The following is a 17,858-nucleotide window of genomic DNA, read 5'->3' as shown; positions in this document are numbered from 1 at the left end:
TGGAAGAAAAACATGCGTTGGCTCGCGACAGCGGGTCAGCTTTGTGGCCGACGGCGGTGCGTGCTAATGCCCAACAGGGCGTACAGCGGGCTGTAGCCGGCAACGCCCGTCGCCAGCAAGGCGAGCGGCAGGAGAAGCCAGGCCATGAGCATGGGCGTGCTCAGGTCCTGCCGCGAGATGATGCCGGTCAGGACGGTAGCCAGCAGAATGCGGATCACCCGATCGAAGGAACTTAGATTTTGATGCATGATTGACACAGCATTAGGGTCGAAAACGCATACCAAAACGGGCGGGCGTTGGCCGCTTTTTCAAGCCGCCAACGCCCGCTGCTGTTGTGCCAGATGTTCGGCGCGGGCGCGAATGCCGCGCAGCATCCGGGCTTCCATCAGTGCGTGCAAGGGCTCGACGGCCCCGCGCCACAGCAGGAAGTTGGGGATCGTGGGTGGGTAACGAAAGCGCGACACGGCCACCAAGCGGGTGCGCATCCGGGAGAGCGGCCGCAGGTGAAACGACCACAAGTTTTCGGTGCCCGGTACCAGGCGCCCGAAGAAGACGAGGTGTTCCGCGTCGGGCTGGCGCGCCAAGCGCGGTCCGCCCATCGGGCCCAGCTGCAACACGTCGCCGGGCTGCGGCTGCTGAAACTGCGGCAGCACCACATCGGCGCTGTGTACCGGCAGGCCAATGAGCCGTTCGAGCCAGTCGTAGCTATAAAATCCGCCTTTATCTACGCCTAGCTGCCGCAACCAGGGCATGATGGCGGCGGGTGGTGCCGCCACCGTAATCGCCCGGACAGTGGAATAGGTGGGGTGCGGCAACAGCTCGTCGCCGGGGTAAGCCAGCTGCATTTCCTCGGCGGTGGCACCCCAGCGTGCCAACCGCGGGCGGGCCACCCAAGCGTAAGCCGCCAAGGCGAACGTCATCCAGCCCAACGCCGTTGCAGCTTTCATGGCATGTAAATTATTGATAATCAAGTGATTGTGAAATAAACATTTGCTGCTGAGCAATTCGGCTAATGCGGCACCCGAGGGCGGCGCTGCCATCGGCTCAGGGCCCACCCCAGAAGCTGCCCAAATACCAGCATGACAATCGCGGGGGCTACAATTAGGGTCAGCGCCAGGGAGTTTAGTTGCTGAATACCCAACAGCTCGCGCAGGCCCGGCAGGAAGTAGGAGAGCAGCAACAGCCCCGTGCACAGCGCCAGCGCCAGCCACACGTAGCGGTTGCGAAACACGTCGTTGTGCCGCAGTGGCGTACCGATACCGGCCATGTTGAAAACGTGCAGCAGCTGGGCCGTGGCCAAGCCATAAAACAGGATGTTGTTGCTAACCGTAGTCGATAACTCGTATTGATAATGGGCTGTGAAATAACTGGTTAGCAAAGCCAGGGTCATGAGGGCGGCGTAGGCGGTGGCCAGCCGCCAGTCGCCGGGCCGCATGACGGGCGAGCGGGGCGAGCGCGGCGGATGCTGCATGACGCGGCCACTGCCCTCGCCAACCCCCAAGGCAAGGGCAGGGAATACGTCGGTCAGCAGGTTCAGAAACAGGATCTGCAAGGGCAGCAATCCCAGGCCCACACCAACCAACCCAGCCGTCGTGACCACCAGCAGCTCGCTCAAATTGCAGGAAACCAGATACAGCACGAAGCGCCGGATGTTGGTGAAAATGATGCGCCCTTGCTCTACCGCCGCCACAATCGACGCAAACGAATCGTCGCGCAGCACCAGAGCGGCAGCTTCACTGGCCACCTGAGTGCCGCGCAAGCCCATGGCCACGCCGATATCAGCTTTTTTGAGGGCGGGGGCATCATTAACGCCGTCGCCGGTCATGGCCACAATGTGTCCCTGCTGCTGATAAGTGCTAACCAGATCGAGCTTTTGGGCCGGGCTTACGCGGGCGAATACGGTGGTTTGCAACAGCTGACGGCGACCGGCACCGTTGGGATGCGCCGTCAGGTTGAGCAGCTCCGCTCCGGTGAGTACGGTGGGGTGAGGGTCGGCGGAAAGGTGTACCTGCCGGGCCACGGTGAGGGCGGTGGCGGGGTGGTCGCCGGTAACCATAATCACCCTAATACCAGCATGTTGACAAGCGGCTAGTGCCGGAATCACTTCTGCCCGGGGCGGATCGAGAAAGGCTACCAAACCCAGCCACACCAACTCGTGCGCCCAGTCCGGCTGGTCTTCGGAATCGAGCACGCGGTAAGCGAGCGCCAGCGTGCGCAAGCCACTCTGGGCCAGCTCTTCGGCGCGGTGTAGCCACAGCGCGGTTTCGGTTGCCGTGAGCTGCTGCGGCCCGTCGGCGGTCTGTACCTGGGCGCTGTGGTGCAACACTTCTTCGGCCGCGCCTTTGACGGCCACCCAGGCCGGCACGTGGGCGCTGGCGTGCAGCGTAGCCATCAGGCGGGTGTCGGAGTTAAAGGGCTGCTCGGCCAGCCGCCGCGAAGCGGCTTGGGTGCCGGGCACGTCGAAGCGGCTGGTGTGGGCCAGTGAGAGCAGCGCAACTTCCAACGGGTCGCCTAGGGTGGCATCGGCGTCGGCCGGCGAGAAGGTGGCGTTGTTGCAGAGCACGGCCACGCGCAGCAGGTGCTGGTAGGCTTCGCTGCGCAGCAACGGGTTGGCATTAAACTCAATCTCCGTTTCGCCGGGCGTAAATTCTATCCGGCCTTCCGGCAGCCAGATGGTTTGCACAGCCATCTGATTTTGTGTAAGGGTGCCGGTTTTGTCGGTGAAAATAACGTCGGTGCCGCCCAGGGTTTCAACAGCCGCCAGGCGTTTTACCAGCACGTTGCGCCGCGCCAGCCGCAGCATGCCGTAGGCCAAGGCCAACGTCGCCACGATGGACATGCCTTCCGGAATAGCGGCCACGGCCAGCACAATTGCGGTTTTGAGCAGCAGATACGTCGATTTGCCCTCCAGCACGCCGGCTACTACAAACAGCGCCGCCAAGCCCACGGTAATGAACACCAACTGCTGGGCCAGGCGGTCGAGCTTGGCCTCCAGTGGCGTCGCCGCGTGGCGGGCCTGCTGCACCATCTGCGTGATGGTACCGAGCTGAGTGGTGCCGCCCACGCCCGTCACGTAGGCCCGGCCAGTACCGTTGACGACCGCGGTGCCCTTGAACAAGGTGTTGACTTGCTCGGCCAGCGGGGCGTCGGCAGCTACCTTGGTAAGCTGCTTGCTGACGGGCATGGATTCGCCGGTCAGGGCCGATTCGTTGACCTGAAGCTGTTGCGCTTCAAACAGCTCGGCGTCGGCGGCTACTACCTCGCCGGCTTCTACCAGCAGCACGTCGCCCACTGTCACCTGATCCGATGGGATGCCGCGTACCTGGCCTTCGCGCAGCACGCGAGCCGTGCTTACCCCCAACCGGCGCAAGGCCGCCATCGAGGCCTGCGCATTCCATTCGAGCCAGAAGCCGATCAGGGCATTGAGCAGAATGACGCCCACAATGGCATAGCCCTCCGCTAGGTCGTGGAAAGCAAATGAAAAAATGGCCGCGCCCCCCAGCACGGCCACGATGAGGCTCCGAAACTGCCGCGCCAGCACCCGCAGCCAGCTTTCATCGGCCACGGTTTCCACTGCATTCGGACCGTAGGAGGCGAGTCGCCGCGCAGCTTCGGCGTCGCTGAGACCCGTAACAGCGGCGGGAGCGATGACGGGTGGGGCTTCGACAGAAACGGGCATAACAGTAGCGATGAGTGAATAGTGTAGATAGGTATAATTATTTGATTATCAATAATTTAATATCAAATGAATCTACACTTCCGGCCACAGCATGCCGTCGTCGGCCGACAGGTGTAGCGGTTTGCGCCGTGGCGCCGATGGCTCGCTTACCGGCAGGACCAGCACCGGAACCGGACTCTGCGCAATAACCCGGGCCGTGACGCTGCGGTGAAACAACTCGCCGAGGTAGCTGTGCGGGCGGGCCAGCACCACCACAAGGTCGGCGGCTTGCTCACCGATGGCTTCCAGCACGCCGCCGCTCGGATTTTCGTGCTGGTAGCCCCGCAAATCGACGGTGCGGACGGCGGCCGTCAGGCCGCTGCGCTGCACGGCCCGCAGCGCACGGGCGCAGGCTTCATCGTCGTCTAGGGGTGACACGTGCACAACGGTCAGCTCTGGCGCCAAGGCCCGAAACAGCTCACTCACGGCGGCGCAGTCTTTCAAGGCAAAGTCGTCGCCGTCGGCCGCAATCAGAACCCGTTGGGGCAAGGCTGACGCAGCCGTCGCGACGGGCACCAGTAGCATAGGCAGCTGAGCAGACCGCAGCAAGTCGAGGGCGGCTGTGCTCAGCAGCTCCGAGGAAGTACGCTCAGTGGCCGGCAGGCCCAGCACAAACAACGCCGGCTGGTGCCGGGAAGCAAGGTCGAAGGCTACTTCGGGCAGCAAGTCGGTGGTCAGCTCAACCGTAGTGGGCGCGCGCAGCCTGCCCACCAACTGAGCCAGTAGCGCGCCGGTATCTTTCTCGGAATCAAGCTCTTCTCGGCGCATGGTTTCGCCTACGAAAACGTACGGGTCGAAGAGGGAAGCGCGCTTAACGTGCAGCAGCACCAGGCGGCCGCCCAAAGCACTGGCCAGGGAGTCGGCATATTGCACCGCTCGTTGCGCGGCCTGAAAAAAGCCGCCGAGCACCACCAGCGAAAAGCGCATCATAATCGGGAGTTAAGAAAGCAGGAGACAAAAGCAACGACTATCGAGCACGCGGCCTCACTCAGTCCAGTGCGGGCAAAAGCAGCACCGGAACGGGGCTTTCGCTGATGAGCTGGGCCGTAACGCTGCGGTGAAACAAGCTGCTAAGCAGGCTGTGGCGACGGGCAACCACGACCAGCAAGTCGGCCTTCACTTCGGCGGCACCTTGCAAAATGCCTTCGGCTGGTTTGGGGTGGTAGACTATCCGCACGTGTTCGGGCGTCAGCGCGGTGGCCACCCCGCTTTGCTGGGCCGTGTGCATGGCCCGGTGGTAGGCTTCGGCCCCCGGATCGTGCTGATCGACTACGTGAATGACGTCCAGCGTGCCCTGTAAGGCTTGCAGTAAGTCGCTCACAATGTGTTGGTTATCATACAGGGAGAACGAGTCGCCGTCGACGGCTAGCGCTAGGCGGCGGGGCGGAAACGTGTCCCAGCCCACGGTAGGCACAATCAGCAGCGGGAAAGGCACATGGCGCAGCACGTCGAGGGCGGCGCTGGTCACTACCTCCACGGGCGTAGTGGCCGTGCCGGGGCGGCCCAGCACAAGCAACTGGGGCTGGTGGTGACGCACTGCTTCGGCCACGGCATCGGGCAGAAAAGCCTCGGAAATCTCGACCTGCGTGGGCACAGGTTGGCCTTCAGCCAGCGCGTAGAGGGCCTGCTGGGTTTGCCGGGCGTTGCGCTCCGCGTGGCGGTCAGCGTATTCCTCGGGTGAAAGCAAACCGTCGTGGCGCACGTGCAGCAGCACCAGATGCGACTGAAGCGGCACGGCTAGTCCTGCCGCATACGACAAGGCCCGGTTAGACACGGCAAAAAAATCGGTCAGCACAACAATGGCGGGAGTCGTCATGGCGCGGTAGGAATAAAGATTTAGAAAGAGCCGGCGTAGCGGCCGGTAACGAAACGGTTGCGGGCCAGCCCTTCCGCTTCCGTCAGCGTGTCGCTGAGTGGGCGGTATTCTGGCGGCATATGATAACTGGGGTTGGCATGCGTACGCGAGCGACTTCGGTGGCCCCGGTGTTGCTCCGAAACCTCACTGTCGGGAACAGAGGTCGGGAATCGTTGATACTTCTTCGGAAGGCGATGGTGCATAACTATTTGATAGTTAGGTTTATATACATAACAGTGTGTCGTAGGCCAAACGTTGGCTTAGCCAGACTAGCCCGAAAACTCAGGCCGCACCGCGCAGGTGCAGGTGGTTGTTCACGTCGCGGGCGCCGCAGGCATAGGCTTCGGTCGCAGCGGTTTTGCGGTCGATCAAGGAATCGACGGTGCCGGTGAGGGTCACGCGCCCGTCCCGAATCAGCAGGTTGATGTCCTGGTCGTGCAGGCGCGCCGACCAATAGTAGTGGTTGCGCAGGCGCTTTTCCAGCACGTGGTCGGGCTCGATGTTTTCCAGGTGAATCGGCACGTCGCCTTCCCCGATGGCGGCTACCGCGGGTGTAAAATGCTCAGCAGCAAATACCTGCAAGTGATTGTCTACTTCAATGACGCCGTTGACGCCCGCCGCCACGTCTTCGGCCCGCTCCTGATCGGAGTGCGAATGCACGGTGCCGTAGAGCTGCGCCTTGCCGTTGCTGACGTTCACCGTAAAACCGTAGTGGCCCACAAAAGCATCGCGGGCCAGCGCGGCTTTGATGTTGCGCTGAATGGCCGCGTCGGGCGACGGGTAGTAGGCGCGCACTTGCAGCAGGTTACGCACGTCGAACACGCCCACTACATTGGCGGCATCCTCGCCGGCGGCGCGTTTGGCAGCTAGGCTGCTGACTACGCCGCTCAGCGTTGCCACGCCATCGTGCACGCTCACGTGGGCGCCGGGCTCGAAGGCCCGCACCCGCGGGTCGTAGCCAAACATGTCGCGGATGGCCTGGGCGATGTCCTCGTCGGCTTTGGAGGCGAATTTCTGATTGCGCAATTCCTTATCCAGTGCCCAGTAGGCCACGAATAAGTCGCGAGCCTCTACACGGGTGGCGCCGGCCATGTAGGCCACTGCCAGTACATGGTCGCGCTCAGCGGCGGTGCCCACCGTGCCCGCTACGTGCACCACTCCGTGATCGGTCCGGACGGTAACCAGGGTGCTTTTTACCCGAATATCCCACTCCAGCAACGCCCGGATTTGGGCCGTGATTTCGTCGTCGGAATTGGTAAGTTCGCCGCCCCGGATGTGAAGGCGATTCTCTATCTGGCGCACGCCGTGCACGCTTTTTAGCACTTGCAGCACGAGCTGCTGTTCGGCCCACGATTGCACGGTGCCTTCTGTCAGCACGGTGCCGTCGTGGACGAAGCAGCGTACGTTGTAGTCGGCTGTGGCGGGATCTTGGGCCAGCGCTTTCTCGACGTTGCTCAGTAAGTCGGCATCGGGCACGACGGGCGTGCGCACCAGCAGCTCGTTGATTACGCCGCGCACGCCGCGCACGGCTTTGGCAATCTCCTCGGCCCGTTCGCGCGAGAGCAGACTGGTGGTCGAGCCGGTCAGCTTAACAAGGCCGCGATCGGTGGCCACGTGGATGAAATGCGCGCTAACGCCTTTTTTCATCCGAAAAAGCAGTTCGATGGCCGCTGTGATGTCGGCGTCGGCGAGGCGCTCTTCGGGCGCGAGGGTGGCAGACGAGGGGTTCATGGCTAAGGCTTGCGTGTAACGGAAAGGATATCAAGCAATTGACAATTGCAAGGTAGCGCAGCAGCCAAACGGCGAAAATGACGATTGCCAGACCAAAACCTGACATAGATCAGGTGCGCCGGTAACTCGATTTTCTTTAATAACGATCAGTACATCAATCGATTGACTAGCGAAGGCGCTTGTTGGCCCTTCGTCCGCACGCCCGGCACGTAGTTCGTGCTCACGGGCACCGTCGAGAAAGCGGCGCGCGAGGATTTGGGCGCCGCCCAAAATCAAAAAACAAATTCGCGCTCCTAACTATCGGAGCACCAAGCGATTGGTTCTAAGCAGCCTGCAGCGTTTCGGTGACGCGGCGAATCGTGTGCGACCCCAGCTGGCGGCTTTGGCGAGCGAACTGCCAATGCGCCAGCATGGTGGCAAAGTTGCGCAGCAGTCCGCGAGCCTCAGTTGCCTGCGGCCCGTGAAAGTGTTGGTGTAGCGTGGCGTCCAGCAGGTGGCACCACTGGGCAAAATGCTGCCCGGTGAGGGGCAACTGGTGGGCCTCCGGAGTCAGGCGTCCTGTGTAGCATTTGCCGGCTAGCGCTTGTTCCCACCATGCACATTCGGCGCGCGATACGCGATGGCCCACGACGGAAAGCTCCCCGGCAAATGCAGGCCCCAGCAGCCGATCGGCGGCCACGCGCGCGGCAAACAGGTGCACAAACCGCCGGCGCTGCGCCGGGGTAACCAGGTCGGGAAGGAAGCGAGTGTTCATGGGAATGGGCCTAACAGAGTGGGCTTTACCCCGCAGCAGAATTGTCGCGGGCCGACTGATAAAGGTGCCAACCAAAGCTTGCCAGCGTCAGCAGCAACAGCGAAAACCAAAAGGTGGGAGCAATCATGGCAGTGGACCGTTTAGATGAAAGAACACCGCCCGCATACTGTAAGCGGCTACACTATAAAGATACAGCCAAACGATGCCGATCGCAATGACTATAATCACGGAAGTGCTTGATTTTGATCATGTTTGATGAGCTTCCGTGGCCCGACATTCAACTGCATTCGGCAGTTGCAGCCGCCTAAAAAATCAGCCCTAGGCAGGTGCTGATCGCGCTTTTGGCGTTCACATTCACTTGTTTCTCATGGCACAGCGACTTCCCGATACGCTGCCCGCCGGCCTGGCTTCGGCGGAAGTACTACAACAGCGGCAAAAGTTCGGCTCCAACACGCTAGCCCAGCCCAGCCGCAACGGCCTCCTGACCAGCCTGCGCCACGTCGTCGCGGAGCCCATGTTTGTGCTGCTCGTGCTCACGGCAGGGCTGTACCTGCTCATCGGCAGCCGGGCCGAAGCCTACGTGCTGCTGGGCGCCACGGCCTTGGTGGCGGGCATTTCGCTGTACCAAGAGGCGCGCAGCGACCGGGCGTTGCAGGCGTTGCAGGCTCTCACGCAGCCCCGCGCCCGCGTGCGCCGGGCCGGTGAATGGGCGGAGGTAGCGGCCTCCGAAATCGTGGTAAACGACATACTGGTGGTGGCCGAAGGCGAACAAGTAGCCGCCGACGGTGTGTTGGTGCAAGCCCACGATCTGCTGACCGACGAGTCGTTTCTGACGGGCGAGTCGATGCCGGTGGCCAAAACAGCCGACGGCAAGCAGCAAGTGTTTGCAGGCTCGGCCGTAACCCGCGGCGAAGCGGTTGCCCGCGTCACGGCCGTCGGCGACCGCACCCGCCTGGGCCGCATTGGGGGACTTATTCAGGAAGTAGAAGCGCCCGCCACGCCCTTGCAGCGGCAGATTTCTGGCTTCGTGCGCCGGATGGCCCTGGTGGGAGCCGGGGCTTTTGTGGTAGTGTGGGGCTACAATTGGTGGGAATCGGGCAGCTTGGTGCACGGCCTGCTCCACGGCCTGACGCTGGCCATGGCCGTGCTGCCCGAAGAGATTCCGGTGGCGCTTTCGGCGTTTATGGCCCTGGGCGCGTGGCGTCTCATGCGCCAGGGCATTCTGACCAAGCAGCCGCAAACTGTAGAAACGCTGGGCTCAGCCACCGTCATTGGGGTAGATAAAACCGGGACCATCACGCAGAATCGCATGACACTGAGCCAGTTGTATTGCCCTGGTGCGGAGGGCGCACAGGTTTTCGAAGCAAGCTCAGCGCCTCTAACACCTGCCCAGGCGGAGCTGCTGGCCGCCGCCATGTGGGCCAGCGAGCCCCAGCCCTTCGACCCGATGGAGCAGGCCCTGCACCAAGCCTACGCCGCCACCGCTACTCCCGACGCCCGGCTCGTGTACCAGCTCGTGCACGAATACCCGCTCGGCGGTCAGCCGCCCATGATGACGCACGTTTTTGCCGACGTCGCTGGCCACCGGATTGTGGCCGCCAAAGGCGCTCCAGAAGGGATTATCGCCCGATGTCAGCTTGCGGCGCCAGAACAGGCTGCCGCTTTGGCTGCGCTCCAGGCCATGGCCGTGGCCGGCTTGCGGGTATTGGGTGTTTGTGTAAGCACTTGTAAAGCAAATAGTTATCCATCTACTCAAGAAGGCTTTGCTTGGCAGTTTGTGGGCTTGGTTGGGTTCAGCGATCCGCCCAAAGCCAGCTCGGCGGCAGTGTTGCGGCAGTTTTACGAGGCGGGCGTTGCGGTGAAGATGATCACCGGCGACAACGCCGTTACGGCCGCTGCCATTGCCCGACAGGTGGGCCTGCACCGTCCCGAGCCCGTGCTCACCGGCACCGACGTCATGGATCTGGACGAGCCTACGCTCCGGCGCCGCGTGGGCGAAGTCAACCTGTTTGCCCGCATGTTTCCCGAAGCCAAGCTGCGCGTGATCGAGGCCCTGAAGACCAACGGGGAGGTAGTCGCCATGACCGGCGACGGCGTCAACGACGCGCCGGCCCTGAAAGCCGCTCACATCGGCGTGGCCATGGGCCGCCGCGGCACCGAACTAGCCCGTCAGGCCGCGGCCTTGGTGCTCCTCGACGACGAGCTGACGGGCATGGTGACGGCCATTGGGTTTGGCCGCAAGATCTACCACAACCTCACCAAAGCCGTGCAATACATCATCGCCATCCACATCCCGCTGATTTTGGCGGTGCTGGTGCCGTCGGTGCTTTCGTGGCGGTTTCCGGTGCTGCTCGGGCCGGTGCACGTTATTTTTCTGGAATTATTGATGGGCCCAACCTGCTCCATTGTGTTTGAAAACGAGCCCATGGAACCCGGCACGCTGCAAGAGCCGCCGCGCCCCGTCAACGCTACGTTTCTGTCTTTGCAAGAACTGAGCGGAAGCTTGGTGCAGGGTCTTGTGGTGGCTGTAGGCGTTATTGGTTTGGGCTATTACGCACAAAATCAGGGCTATAGCGAAGTGCTTGTCCGCACGTTGGTTTTCACCACTCTGGTACTGGCCAACGCCCTACTGACGCTCGTCAGCCGGTCCCGCACCCTCACGCTGCGCACGACGTGGCGTTACACCAATCCGTTGCTGCCTGCTGTGGTGGGTTTCACGCTGGTGCTGCTAGCCCTGTGCCTGTTGGTGCCCGCCCTGCAGCATCTATTTGATTTGCAGTCGCTTACGTGGCGTCAGCTGGCGGTGTGCGCGGCTGTGGCTGCCGCGAGCACAGGTTGGTTTGAAGTGTACAAAGCCTTTAAGAAATGAGAATTGATTCTTAAGAGTGCTTTAGGTTGTAAAGTGTTGATTTGCAATAGATTGATTATCAAATAAATAGCCTGCGGGCCCATGAACTGGTATCGGTTCATGGGCCCGCAGGCTATTAGGTTAAAGCCGCGCCGGTTTGCTCAGGAGTCGGTGGTGGGCAGCACGAGCATCGGTACGGGGCAAGTGCTCAGCAGCCGGTTGGTTACGCTGCGGTGAAACATCGCGCCCAGAAAGCTGCGCCGGCGAGCCAGCAGCACGACCATTTCGGCTCCCGTTTGGGTTACGGCTTTGAGGATGCCGTGCACCGGAAACGCGTGTTTTACCACTTCCAGCGTGGTGTGGCTGGCCGCATCGGCGAGGCCATTGACCTTCACTTGGTGCAGCGCGGCCGCGCAGACTTCGTCGTCTTCCACCATCGACACGGTTACGACCGTCATCCGCGGCTCGATTTCCTTGAGCAGCTGCAAAGCGGCCTTGGGCTTGTCCAGCGTAAACGGCTCGCCGTCGGCGGCTACCAGCACCTGCTTCGGTGTAGCGGCACCGTGGTACGTTTCCGGCACCAGCAACAACGGAAACTGCCCGGTGCGCAGCACTTCCAGCACGGCCGTGTTCACCAAGCCTTCCTCAGCAGATTCCTCGGTGCGACCCAGCACAAACAGGGCCGGAGCGTAGCGCTTGGCAAGGGCCGCCGCCGTGGAGAACTGCAAATCCGGCACCAGCTCGATGCTGGCGGGCTTGTAGAGTTCGTCGGCCAGCGTCTGAACGGCCATGCGCAGCTCGCCCTCACGTTCGGGGTCATGCGGCAGCAGTTCGCCTTCGAGTTCCGAAACCTCGCGCACGTGCAGGAGCACCACTTGCGCCCCGATGGGGGTGGCCAGCTCGGCCGCGTAGCGAATGGCCCGGTGCGCTGCCGGCATAAAGTTGGTCAGCACTATCAAAGAGAGGACGGGCTTGTCTTCGGCGGGCACGGCCGAGGGCATGGTCTGGGCCAGATTCTGGGTCATAGTTGAAAGGCGTTAAGTAAAATCGGCAAAGCGCATCGCCCCGAAAGGTCAGAGGGGCTTTTTCGGTTGGCTACAGTTCAAAAATACCACAGCCCTTCTTTCACAGCAATGATTGATGTCATGTAATAACCTTTTGTTAATCATGAAATTACATGGGTTTGCCTACGGGCTCCGAAAGCCCGGCTACAGCTTAGGCGCGGCGGCAAAAAGGGCCTGACGCAGTCCGGCATCGAGGCGGTAGACGTCGTTGTAAAATCGGAGTTTTCCGCCTTCCGCCGCGCAGGTGAAATACCGAATGTGCAGCGGCATGGGCTGCCGCAGGCGCACGTCTTGGGGGCGGGGCTGGAGCGCGCATTCGGCTTCGCTGGGCAAGTTCACGGCGCGGCCCTCGCGCTGCAGCAGGTAAGCCGCCAACTGCATGGGCTGCTCCACCCGAATGCACCCGTGGCTGAGGGCGCGGACGGGCTGCGCAAATAACTGTCGCACGGGAGTGTCGTGCAGATACACCGAGTAGGGATTAGCAAACCGAAACACAATGTTACCCAAGGCGTTGTCGCAGCCCGCCGATTGGCGGATGGTGTAGGCAAAGCTGGCCGGGGTGACTTGCCGCCAGTTGATCTGGTAAGGGTCCAGAGGCCGGCCGCGCGTGTCGTAGAGGGCGTAGTTGTTGCGGGCCAAGTAGCCCGCATCGGCTTGCAGGCGCGGCAGAATTTCCTTGGTAGCAATGGAGCGCGGTACGTGCCAGTCGGGCGCCAGGGTGAAGTAGCTGATGGCACTGCTGAGCGTGGGCGAGGGCGTCTGGGGCTTGCCAATGATGATGCGGTGCCGACGCAGCACACTGTCGCCGCTTACCACATACAGCTCGTAGGCCGGCAGGTTGATCAGCACATAGTCTGGGGCCGCAAAAGCTTCCCAGCGCCAGCGTTCCAGGTTAAGTGCAGCTTGTTCATAATGAGACTGTTGCTGGTAAGCTGAGTCGGGTGCTACCGGCTCGCGTAGCCACTGCGCCAGTGCCTTTTGCAGGCGTTGGTACTCGTGGGTGGGGGGCTGACAGGCCAACACCGCCGCTACCACGCGCCGGGCGGCCAGGGCTTCCCGCAACGTATCGGCGGGCTGGAACACGCGCTTCGTGGCTTTTTCCAGCGGCGACGGGGTGTAGATCCGCAGCCGGCCCCGGTGCAGATCCAGCATGAAGCGCAACACGGCGTCGCTCAAAGCCACGTCGAAGCGGGCCTGCCGGGCGTTGCGACCCGCCGAAGCCGCAAAGCGCAGGGAGTCGCGCAAGGACGACAGGTGCAGAATCGCATAGTTTTCGGGCTGCAACCCATAGGATTTGGCCTGGGCCAGCAGCGTCAGCGCGGCAGTTGCCTCGGTCGTGATGCTGTCGGTGCCCGCCGTCCAGGCGGGAGCCGGTTCGGCGCCGTAAAACGTGTGCACGTAGGAGCCAGCTTGCAAGGCCGGACGGGCACCGGGAGCGGTGCGGCTGAGGGCGGAGGTGTCCAGCATCGCCCTAATCAGTTGGCTGACAGTCGCTTCCGTTGGGGTAGTCGCCAAGGCGGTCGGGTGGGCTGGGGTAGTCAGGGCTGGGTGTTGCTGCTCAGTGCATTGCAGTAAGCTAAGCAGGGTGCTGGTTACCAGCAGGACAATTCGGTGTAGCACGCGGGCGGCTGGAAGAAATAATAGGGATTCGGGTAGGGTTGTTCGAAAAAGCGAGTGCTGAAAACAGAACTGCGCATGGCCGAGCGTCAGACCTTAGCGGGCGTAGACGAAGTCTCCAGACGCGCCAGGATATCGTTCATCATTTCCACCTGAATGCGCTGAATCTCAAGCAGATCCTGCTGCTGGTGCAGAATCAGGTGATCGAGCTTCTCGTGCAGCATCCGGATTTCAAGTTCCGACTTCAGGTTGATCATGTAGTCTTTTTTGGCCCGTTGGCGATCCTTGTCTTCCTGCCGGTTCTGGCTCATCATAATGACCGGGGCCTGCATAGCCGCGAGGCAGGAAAGCAGCAAGTTCAGCAGAATAAACGGATAGGGGTCGAAGCCGCCGTTGCGTAACCACCAGGCATTCAGCACGATCCAAAGTAGCAGGACACCGAAAAAGCTCAGGATAAACGTCCAGCTACCCCCAAACGCGGCAATGCGGTCGGCCAAGCGTTGGCCCAGGGTCAGGGGTTCAACCTCTTCTTCGAGCTTATCGGTGAGGGTGCTGTGGCCCTCGATGTGGTCGAGCACGGTTTGCTCCAGGTCCGAAAGCTCCCCGACCTCCCGCAGCAGATAGTTTTGAATGTACTGGCGGCGATAGGTGTTTAACTCGCTTATTGCCAAGTAGTTATCACGGGTAAAATCGGGGTGGTCCTGCTGGATCAGGGTGAGTAGGGTCGGGCGCAGCGTGTGGCCATCGACTTGTTCGCTCACCGGAAATTCGCGGCCTGAGCAAGCACTGATAAACGTGGCAGGGATGGGTTGGGCGGGCATAGACGGCGCTTAAATACCCGTGAACAGCACATCCGACTCCAGGTACTCCGGCACGATCACCGACGACCAGCCCCGGTCGTGGCGCAGGGCCTGAGCCAGGCTTTCGGCTGCCAGCGGCTCGCCGTGCACTACAAACGTGCGCTTGGGCGCCTGGGAAAAACCGCGCAGCCAGCGCAGAAGCTCGGAGCGGTCGGCGTGGGCCGAAAAGCCGTCGAGCTCCGTTACGTGACAGCGCACCGGTACCCACTCACCGAACATCTTGATTTGCTTTTCGCCGTCTTGGAGGCTGCGGCCGCGGGTGCCTTCGGCCTGGTAGCCGACCAGCAACAGCGTATCCTGGGGGCGGGGGAGGCGGTTGTGGAGGTGATGCACGATGCGGCCGCCCGTGCACATGCCGCTGGCCGAAATGATGATGGCCGGACCCGTTAGCCGGTTCAGCGCTTTGGACTGCTGCTGGTCGCTGACGAAATGCAAGCCCGAAAAATCGAACGGGTTATTCAGCCCCAAGCGGTGTGCCGTGGGGTGCTGACGAAACAGCGAAGTTACCCGAATGCCCATCGGGCTGTCTACGTACACCGGTATCTGAGGCACGCGGCCTTCCTGGCGTAGCTTTTTGAGGTAGTAGAGCAAGGTTTGGGTGCGCCCCACTGCAAAGGCCGCAATGAGCAGTACGCCGCCCCGCTCCACGGCCTCGTTGATAAGTCGGGCCAGCTCCGCTTCCGGGTCTTCAATGCGCGTATTGCGGTCGCCGTACGTAGATTCTACCAGCAGCACATCAGCCTCTTTCACGGGCGTTGGGTCAAACAGCACGGGGTTGTTGTAGCGTCCCAGGTCGCCGGAAAACACGAGCTTTTTGCTTTGCCGGGCGCCCTGTAAGGTCATCTCCACAATGGCAGACCCCAGAATATGGCCGGCATCCCGGAAGATAACCTGCACTTGGTCAGTTACTTGCAAGGTCTGATTATAGGGCGCAGATTCCAGCAGCGCGAGCACTTGCTCGGCATCGGCTACGGTATAGAGGGGCTCCGCAGGATGGTGCTTCGAATAGCCTTCCGCGTTGGCAAAAGCCGCTTCTTCCTCTTGCAGCTTGGCCGAGTCGAGTAGCAAAATCCTGAGCAGGTCGGCCGTGGCATCGGTGCAGAAAATAGGGCCCTGAAAACCGTCTTTTACCAGCTTGGGCAAGTAGCCGCTGTGGTCGATGTGGGCGTGGGTGAGCACTACCGCCTCCAGGTCGGCCGCGACCAGCGGGAGCGGTTCGTGGTTGCGCTGTCGCAGTTCTTGCAGGCCCTGAAACAGCCCACAATCAACAAGTAGCTGTTGCCGGTTGCGGCCACGGTCCAGCGTCAGAACATATTTTGAGCCCGTTACGCAGTGTGCCGCCCCCAAAAAGGTCAGGCTTACGTCGAGGGGAAGCGGCTCGGCGGTTGCCCATTCTACCGCGATCGGCTGTGCGGTGGCCGCGGCCGGACGCGTTGTGGATTGGGCAGAGGATTTAGGCAGCCAGACGAAAGGAAATGGTACAGAGGGAAGGCGAACAATTCGATTCATGGCGAAAGGCAGAAAAGCGTGGGTCGTCGACCAAAGTGCGGATGCCCGGCGCGAGCTACATAGGCCGGAAAGGACAAGTATAGAGCATATTCCCAGCCCGTAACATGATATATGTCATTGGCAAAGAGGATATTACTTCTTTCCGGAACTGTCGCTTTATGCCGAGAAAACGCTGCTTTCTGCTTTAGGCGCCAATCCTCGGCTACGAATGCGCCGGGGCCAGATTAGCGGGCTGGGGCTCGAAATGCGCATCGGTGGAAAGGCCCATGCGCTCGGCGCAGCGCTCGCAGCAGGTGACGTTGGCCTGGCGCGGGGTCTGGCGCAGCACGAGCACCGGAATCTGGGTATGGTAGGCGCGCGTTTTGGTGTAGCACACGTCAAAATAGCGCAGCAATTGGTCTTTGCTGGCCGGCGCAATGATGAGCAGTTGCGCTTGGGTGCGGGCACAAAACTCACTGATGCCTTCCAAGGGCTCGTCGTCTTCCAGCAGTTGCGTGCTGCTCACGGGCCAGGTAAGCTGCGACGCGGCTTTTTCGGCCGCTTTTTTCAGAACTAGCCGCAGTCCCCGCTCGGCGGGGGCGTAAAACTGCACCAAATCCAGTTGGGCCGGAAAGGCTGCTTGCAGGGCCGAAAGCCGCGGTAACGCGTTGAGGTCGAGCGTGTTGAAATCAGCCGAAAAAACCATGCGCGTAGGCAGTGATCGCCGGCCGGGCGGCACCACCAGCACCGGGCACGTCACTAGCTCCGTGATGGACGCCGCGTGGTTGCCCGGCGTTTCTACCCGGCCGCAGTCGATGTGCTCCAGGCCCATTACTACCAAGTCGGCCGCACATTGAGCCGCTTCATCGCGGATGTGGTCGTGCAGGCAACCGGCCAGCACGCGGTAGCGGTACAGAATCCGGCGCCCATCTTGGCGAGTAAGCTGCTGGTAGCGAAGGCGTTCGGCCAGGCTACGCAGCCGATGCTCCTGTGCCAAGGCTTCGGCCTCGGTTAGCGTGGCGCCGAAGTGGCAATACAGCAGCACAATTTCGGCCGGCCAGCGTACGGCCAGCTTGTTGGCATAGGCCAGCGTGGCTTCGGCCGAAGCGGTGAGGTCGATGGGTACGAGGATGGTTTTCATGATTGGGGCTGGAGGAAAGGCGGAGAGAAGCAGAAAATGAGTAGGCGGCTACTGACAGTAGTGTATGGTAAGCGGCTGTTTAGCAAGAATTTGCGTGGATGCGGTGCTGAGCTGTGGGCTCAGGTAAGGAATACCCAGCCCCAGCCCACGCAGGATGAACAGCACGGCCATCAGGGAGGCAACGTACGGCACCGCTTGCCGCATGCGCACGCGCCACACCAGCGGCACCAGCCGGCCCGTGAGCGATAGCCCAAACATCAGCGGCAAGGTGCCCAGGCCAAAGCATGCCATGTAGGCGGCCGAGCCGCCCACGCCCGGCACGCTCAGTGAGCCGGCCAAGGCGAGGTACACCAACCCGCAGGGCAACAGGCCGTTGAGAAGCCCCGTGATGTACAAAGCGCGCAAAGAGGGCTGCTGAAAGAAGTACGCCAACGCGGTCTTGATGCGGACCAGCAGGCGGTCGAAGCCGAGCGCGGCGGCTAGGCGTCCGGTGTAGCGTTCGGGCACTACCACCAGCAGCAAAATCAGCAAGCCCGAGCCAATAGACAGGCTTTGCTGCACTCCGGCTAGGCGCAGGGTTTGGCCGACCAATCCGGCGCCGGCGCCCAGGGCGCTGTAAGTCGTGACGCGGCCCAGGTTATAAAGCAACCGGCCGCCCACGTAGCGCAGGCCCGGCGTGGCCGCGTCCACGCGCCCGGGCAAGGCCAGGGCAATGGCGCCGCACATGCCCACGCAGTGAAAGCTGCCCAGTACGCCAAACAGAAAGCCCGCCCAGATCATGA

The 17,858-nt window shown here is 61.8% G+C and carries 15 protein-coding genes; 1 reads left to right on the top strand and 14 read right to left on the bottom strand.

Annotated features, from left to right (window positions below):
- Positions 1–35: 35 nt before the first annotated feature.
- The 8 genes from H9I52_RS12720 to H9I52_RS12685 form a co-directional block, all read right to left on the bottom strand.
- Entirely contained in the window at positions 36–248 is a 213-nt protein-coding gene (locus tag H9I52_RS12720; RefSeq protein WP_139516206.1) for a DUF2892 domain-containing protein, read from the bottom strand.
- Positions 249–308: 60 nt separating this feature from the next.
- A complete protein-coding gene (locus tag H9I52_RS12715; RefSeq protein WP_187454185.1) occupies positions 309–947 on the bottom strand; it encodes an SRPBCC family protein in 639 nt (212 codons plus the stop codon).
- Between the two features lie 62 nt (positions 948–1,009).
- Positions 1,010–3,679, bottom strand: a complete 2,670-nt coding sequence (locus tag H9I52_RS12710; protein ID WP_187454184.1) for a cation-translocating P-type ATPase — start codon at positions 3,677–3,679, stop codon at positions 1,010–1,012.
- 72 nt (positions 3,680–3,751) lie between these two features.
- Positions 3,752–4,648: a universal stress protein gene (locus tag H9I52_RS12705; RefSeq protein WP_187454183.1), complete on the bottom strand. Its 897-nt coding sequence runs from the start codon at positions 4,646–4,648 to the stop codon at positions 3,752–3,754.
- Between the two features lie 58 nt (positions 4,649–4,706).
- A complete protein-coding gene (locus tag H9I52_RS12700) occupies positions 4,707–5,534 on the bottom strand; it encodes a universal stress protein (RefSeq protein ID WP_187454182.1) in 828 nt (275 codons plus the stop codon).
- Between the two features lie 20 nt (positions 5,535–5,554).
- Positions 5,555–5,776: a hypothetical protein gene (locus H9I52_RS12695; RefSeq protein ID WP_139516211.1), complete on the bottom strand. Its 222-nt coding sequence runs from the start codon at positions 5,774–5,776 to the stop codon at positions 5,555–5,557.
- A 79-nt stretch (positions 5,777–5,855) separates the two neighbouring features.
- Positions 5,856–7,304, bottom strand: coding sequence for a BON domain-containing protein (locus tag H9I52_RS12690; RefSeq protein ID WP_187454181.1), 1,449 nt, complete (start codon positions 7,302–7,304; stop codon positions 5,856–5,858).
- A 322-nt stretch (positions 7,305–7,626) separates the two neighbouring features.
- Positions 7,627–8,058, bottom strand: coding sequence for a hypothetical protein (locus H9I52_RS12685; protein WP_139516213.1), 432 nt, complete (start codon positions 8,056–8,058; stop codon positions 7,627–7,629).
- A gap of 367 nt (positions 8,059–8,425) precedes the next feature.
- Here H9I52_RS12685 and H9I52_RS12680 point away from each other — a divergent pair, with 367 nt between their 5' ends.
- A complete protein-coding gene (locus H9I52_RS12680) occupies positions 8,426–10,927 on the top strand; it encodes a cation-translocating P-type ATPase (RefSeq protein ID WP_187454180.1) in 2,502 nt (833 codons plus the stop codon).
- Positions 10,928–11,067: 140 nt separating this feature from the next.
- On the opposite strand, the gene H9I52_RS12675 is transcribed toward H9I52_RS12680, so the two are convergent.
- From H9I52_RS12675 to H9I52_RS12650, 6 genes are all read right to left on the bottom strand, one after another.
- Positions 11,068–11,931 (bottom strand): universal stress protein, encoded by an 864-nt coding sequence (locus tag H9I52_RS12675; RefSeq protein WP_139516215.1) that lies wholly within the window; start codon positions 11,929–11,931, stop codon positions 11,068–11,070.
- Positions 11,932–12,114: 183 nt separating this feature from the next.
- Positions 12,115–13,590: a L,D-transpeptidase family protein gene (locus H9I52_RS12670; protein WP_187454179.1), complete on the bottom strand. Its 1,476-nt coding sequence runs from the start codon at positions 13,588–13,590 to the stop codon at positions 12,115–12,117.
- A gap of 86 nt (positions 13,591–13,676) precedes the next feature.
- On the bottom strand, positions 13,677–14,408 hold the full coding sequence (locus H9I52_RS12665; protein WP_187454178.1) for a DUF1003 domain-containing protein: 732 nt from the start codon (positions 14,406–14,408) through the stop codon (positions 13,677–13,679).
- 9 nt (positions 14,409–14,417) lie between these two features.
- Positions 14,418–15,956, bottom strand: coding sequence for an MBL fold metallo-hydrolase RNA specificity domain-containing protein (locus H9I52_RS12660; protein ID WP_187454177.1), 1,539 nt, complete (start codon positions 15,954–15,956; stop codon positions 14,418–14,420).
- 202 nt (positions 15,957–16,158) lie between these two features.
- The gene (locus H9I52_RS12655; protein WP_187454176.1) at positions 16,159–17,076 is read right to left on the bottom strand and encodes a universal stress protein; all 918 of its coding nucleotides are present in this window, start codon (positions 17,074–17,076) and stop codon (positions 16,159–16,161) included.
- Between the two features lie 48 nt (positions 17,077–17,124).
- Entirely contained in the window at positions 17,125–17,856 is a 732-nt protein-coding gene (locus tag H9I52_RS12650; protein WP_187454175.1) for a sulfite exporter TauE/SafE family protein, read from the bottom strand.
- Positions 17,857–17,858: the final 2 nt, after the last annotated feature.

This window comes from Hymenobacter sp. BT491, from assembly GCF_014349165.1.
Classification (GTDB): Bacteria; Bacteroidota; Bacteroidia; order Cytophagales; family Hymenobacteraceae; genus Hymenobacter; species Hymenobacter jejuensis.
This window is presented reverse-complemented; position numbering and strand designations above follow the sequence as displayed.

What these genes read in the sequence shown, in the direction of transcription:
- H9I52_RS12700 (WP_187454182.1), bottom strand. Translation starts at nt 5,534, where the DNA reads ATGACGACTCCCGCCATTGTTGTGCTGACCGATTTTTTTGCCGTGTCT.
- H9I52_RS12710 (WP_187454184.1), bottom strand. Translation starts at nt 3,679, where the DNA reads ATGCCCGTTTCTGTCGAAGCCCCACCCGTCATCGCTCCCGCCGCTGTT.
- H9I52_RS12705 (WP_187454183.1), bottom strand. Translation starts at nt 4,648, where the DNA reads ATGATGCGCTTTTCGCTGGTGGTGCTCGGCGGCTTTTTTCAGGCCGCG.
- H9I52_RS12690 (WP_187454181.1), bottom strand. Translation starts at nt 7,304, where the DNA reads ATGAACCCCTCGTCTGCCACCCTCGCGCCCGAAGAGCGCCTCGCCGAC.
- H9I52_RS12680 (WP_187454180.1), top strand. Translation starts at nt 8,426, where the DNA reads ATGGCACAGCGACTTCCCGATACGCTGCCCGCCGGCCTGGCTTCGGCG.
- H9I52_RS12715 (WP_187454185.1), bottom strand. Translation starts at nt 947, where the DNA reads ATGAAAGCTGCAACGGCGTTGGGCTGGATGACGTTCGCCTTGGCGGCT.
- H9I52_RS12665 (WP_187454178.1), bottom strand. Translation starts at nt 14,408, where the DNA reads ATGCCCGCCCAACCCATCCCTGCCACGTTTATCAGTGCTTGCTCAGGC.
- H9I52_RS12650 (WP_187454175.1), bottom strand. Translation starts at nt 17,856, where the DNA reads ATGATCTGGGCGGGCTTTCTGTTTGGCGTACTGGGCAGCTTTCACTGC.
- H9I52_RS12655 (WP_187454176.1), bottom strand. Translation starts at nt 17,076, where the DNA reads ATGAAAACCATCCTCGTACCCATCGACCTCACCGCTTCGGCCGAAGCC.
- H9I52_RS12675 (WP_139516215.1), bottom strand. Translation starts at nt 11,931, where the DNA reads ATGACCCAGAATCTGGCCCAGACCATGCCCTCGGCCGTGCCCGCCGAA.
- H9I52_RS12660 (WP_187454177.1), bottom strand. Translation starts at nt 15,956, where the DNA reads ATGAATCGAATTGTTCGCCTTCCCTCTGTACCATTTCCTTTCGTCTGG.
- H9I52_RS12685 (WP_139516213.1), bottom strand. Translation starts at nt 8,058, where the DNA reads ATGAACACTCGCTTCCTTCCCGACCTGGTTACCCCGGCGCAGCGCCGG.
- H9I52_RS12720 (WP_139516206.1), bottom strand. Translation starts at nt 248, where the DNA reads ATGCATCAAAATCTAAGTTCCTTCGATCGGGTGATCCGCATTCTGCTG.
- H9I52_RS12695 (WP_139516211.1), bottom strand. Translation starts at nt 5,776, where the DNA reads ATGCACCATCGCCTTCCGAAGAAGTATCAACGATTCCCGACCTCTGTT.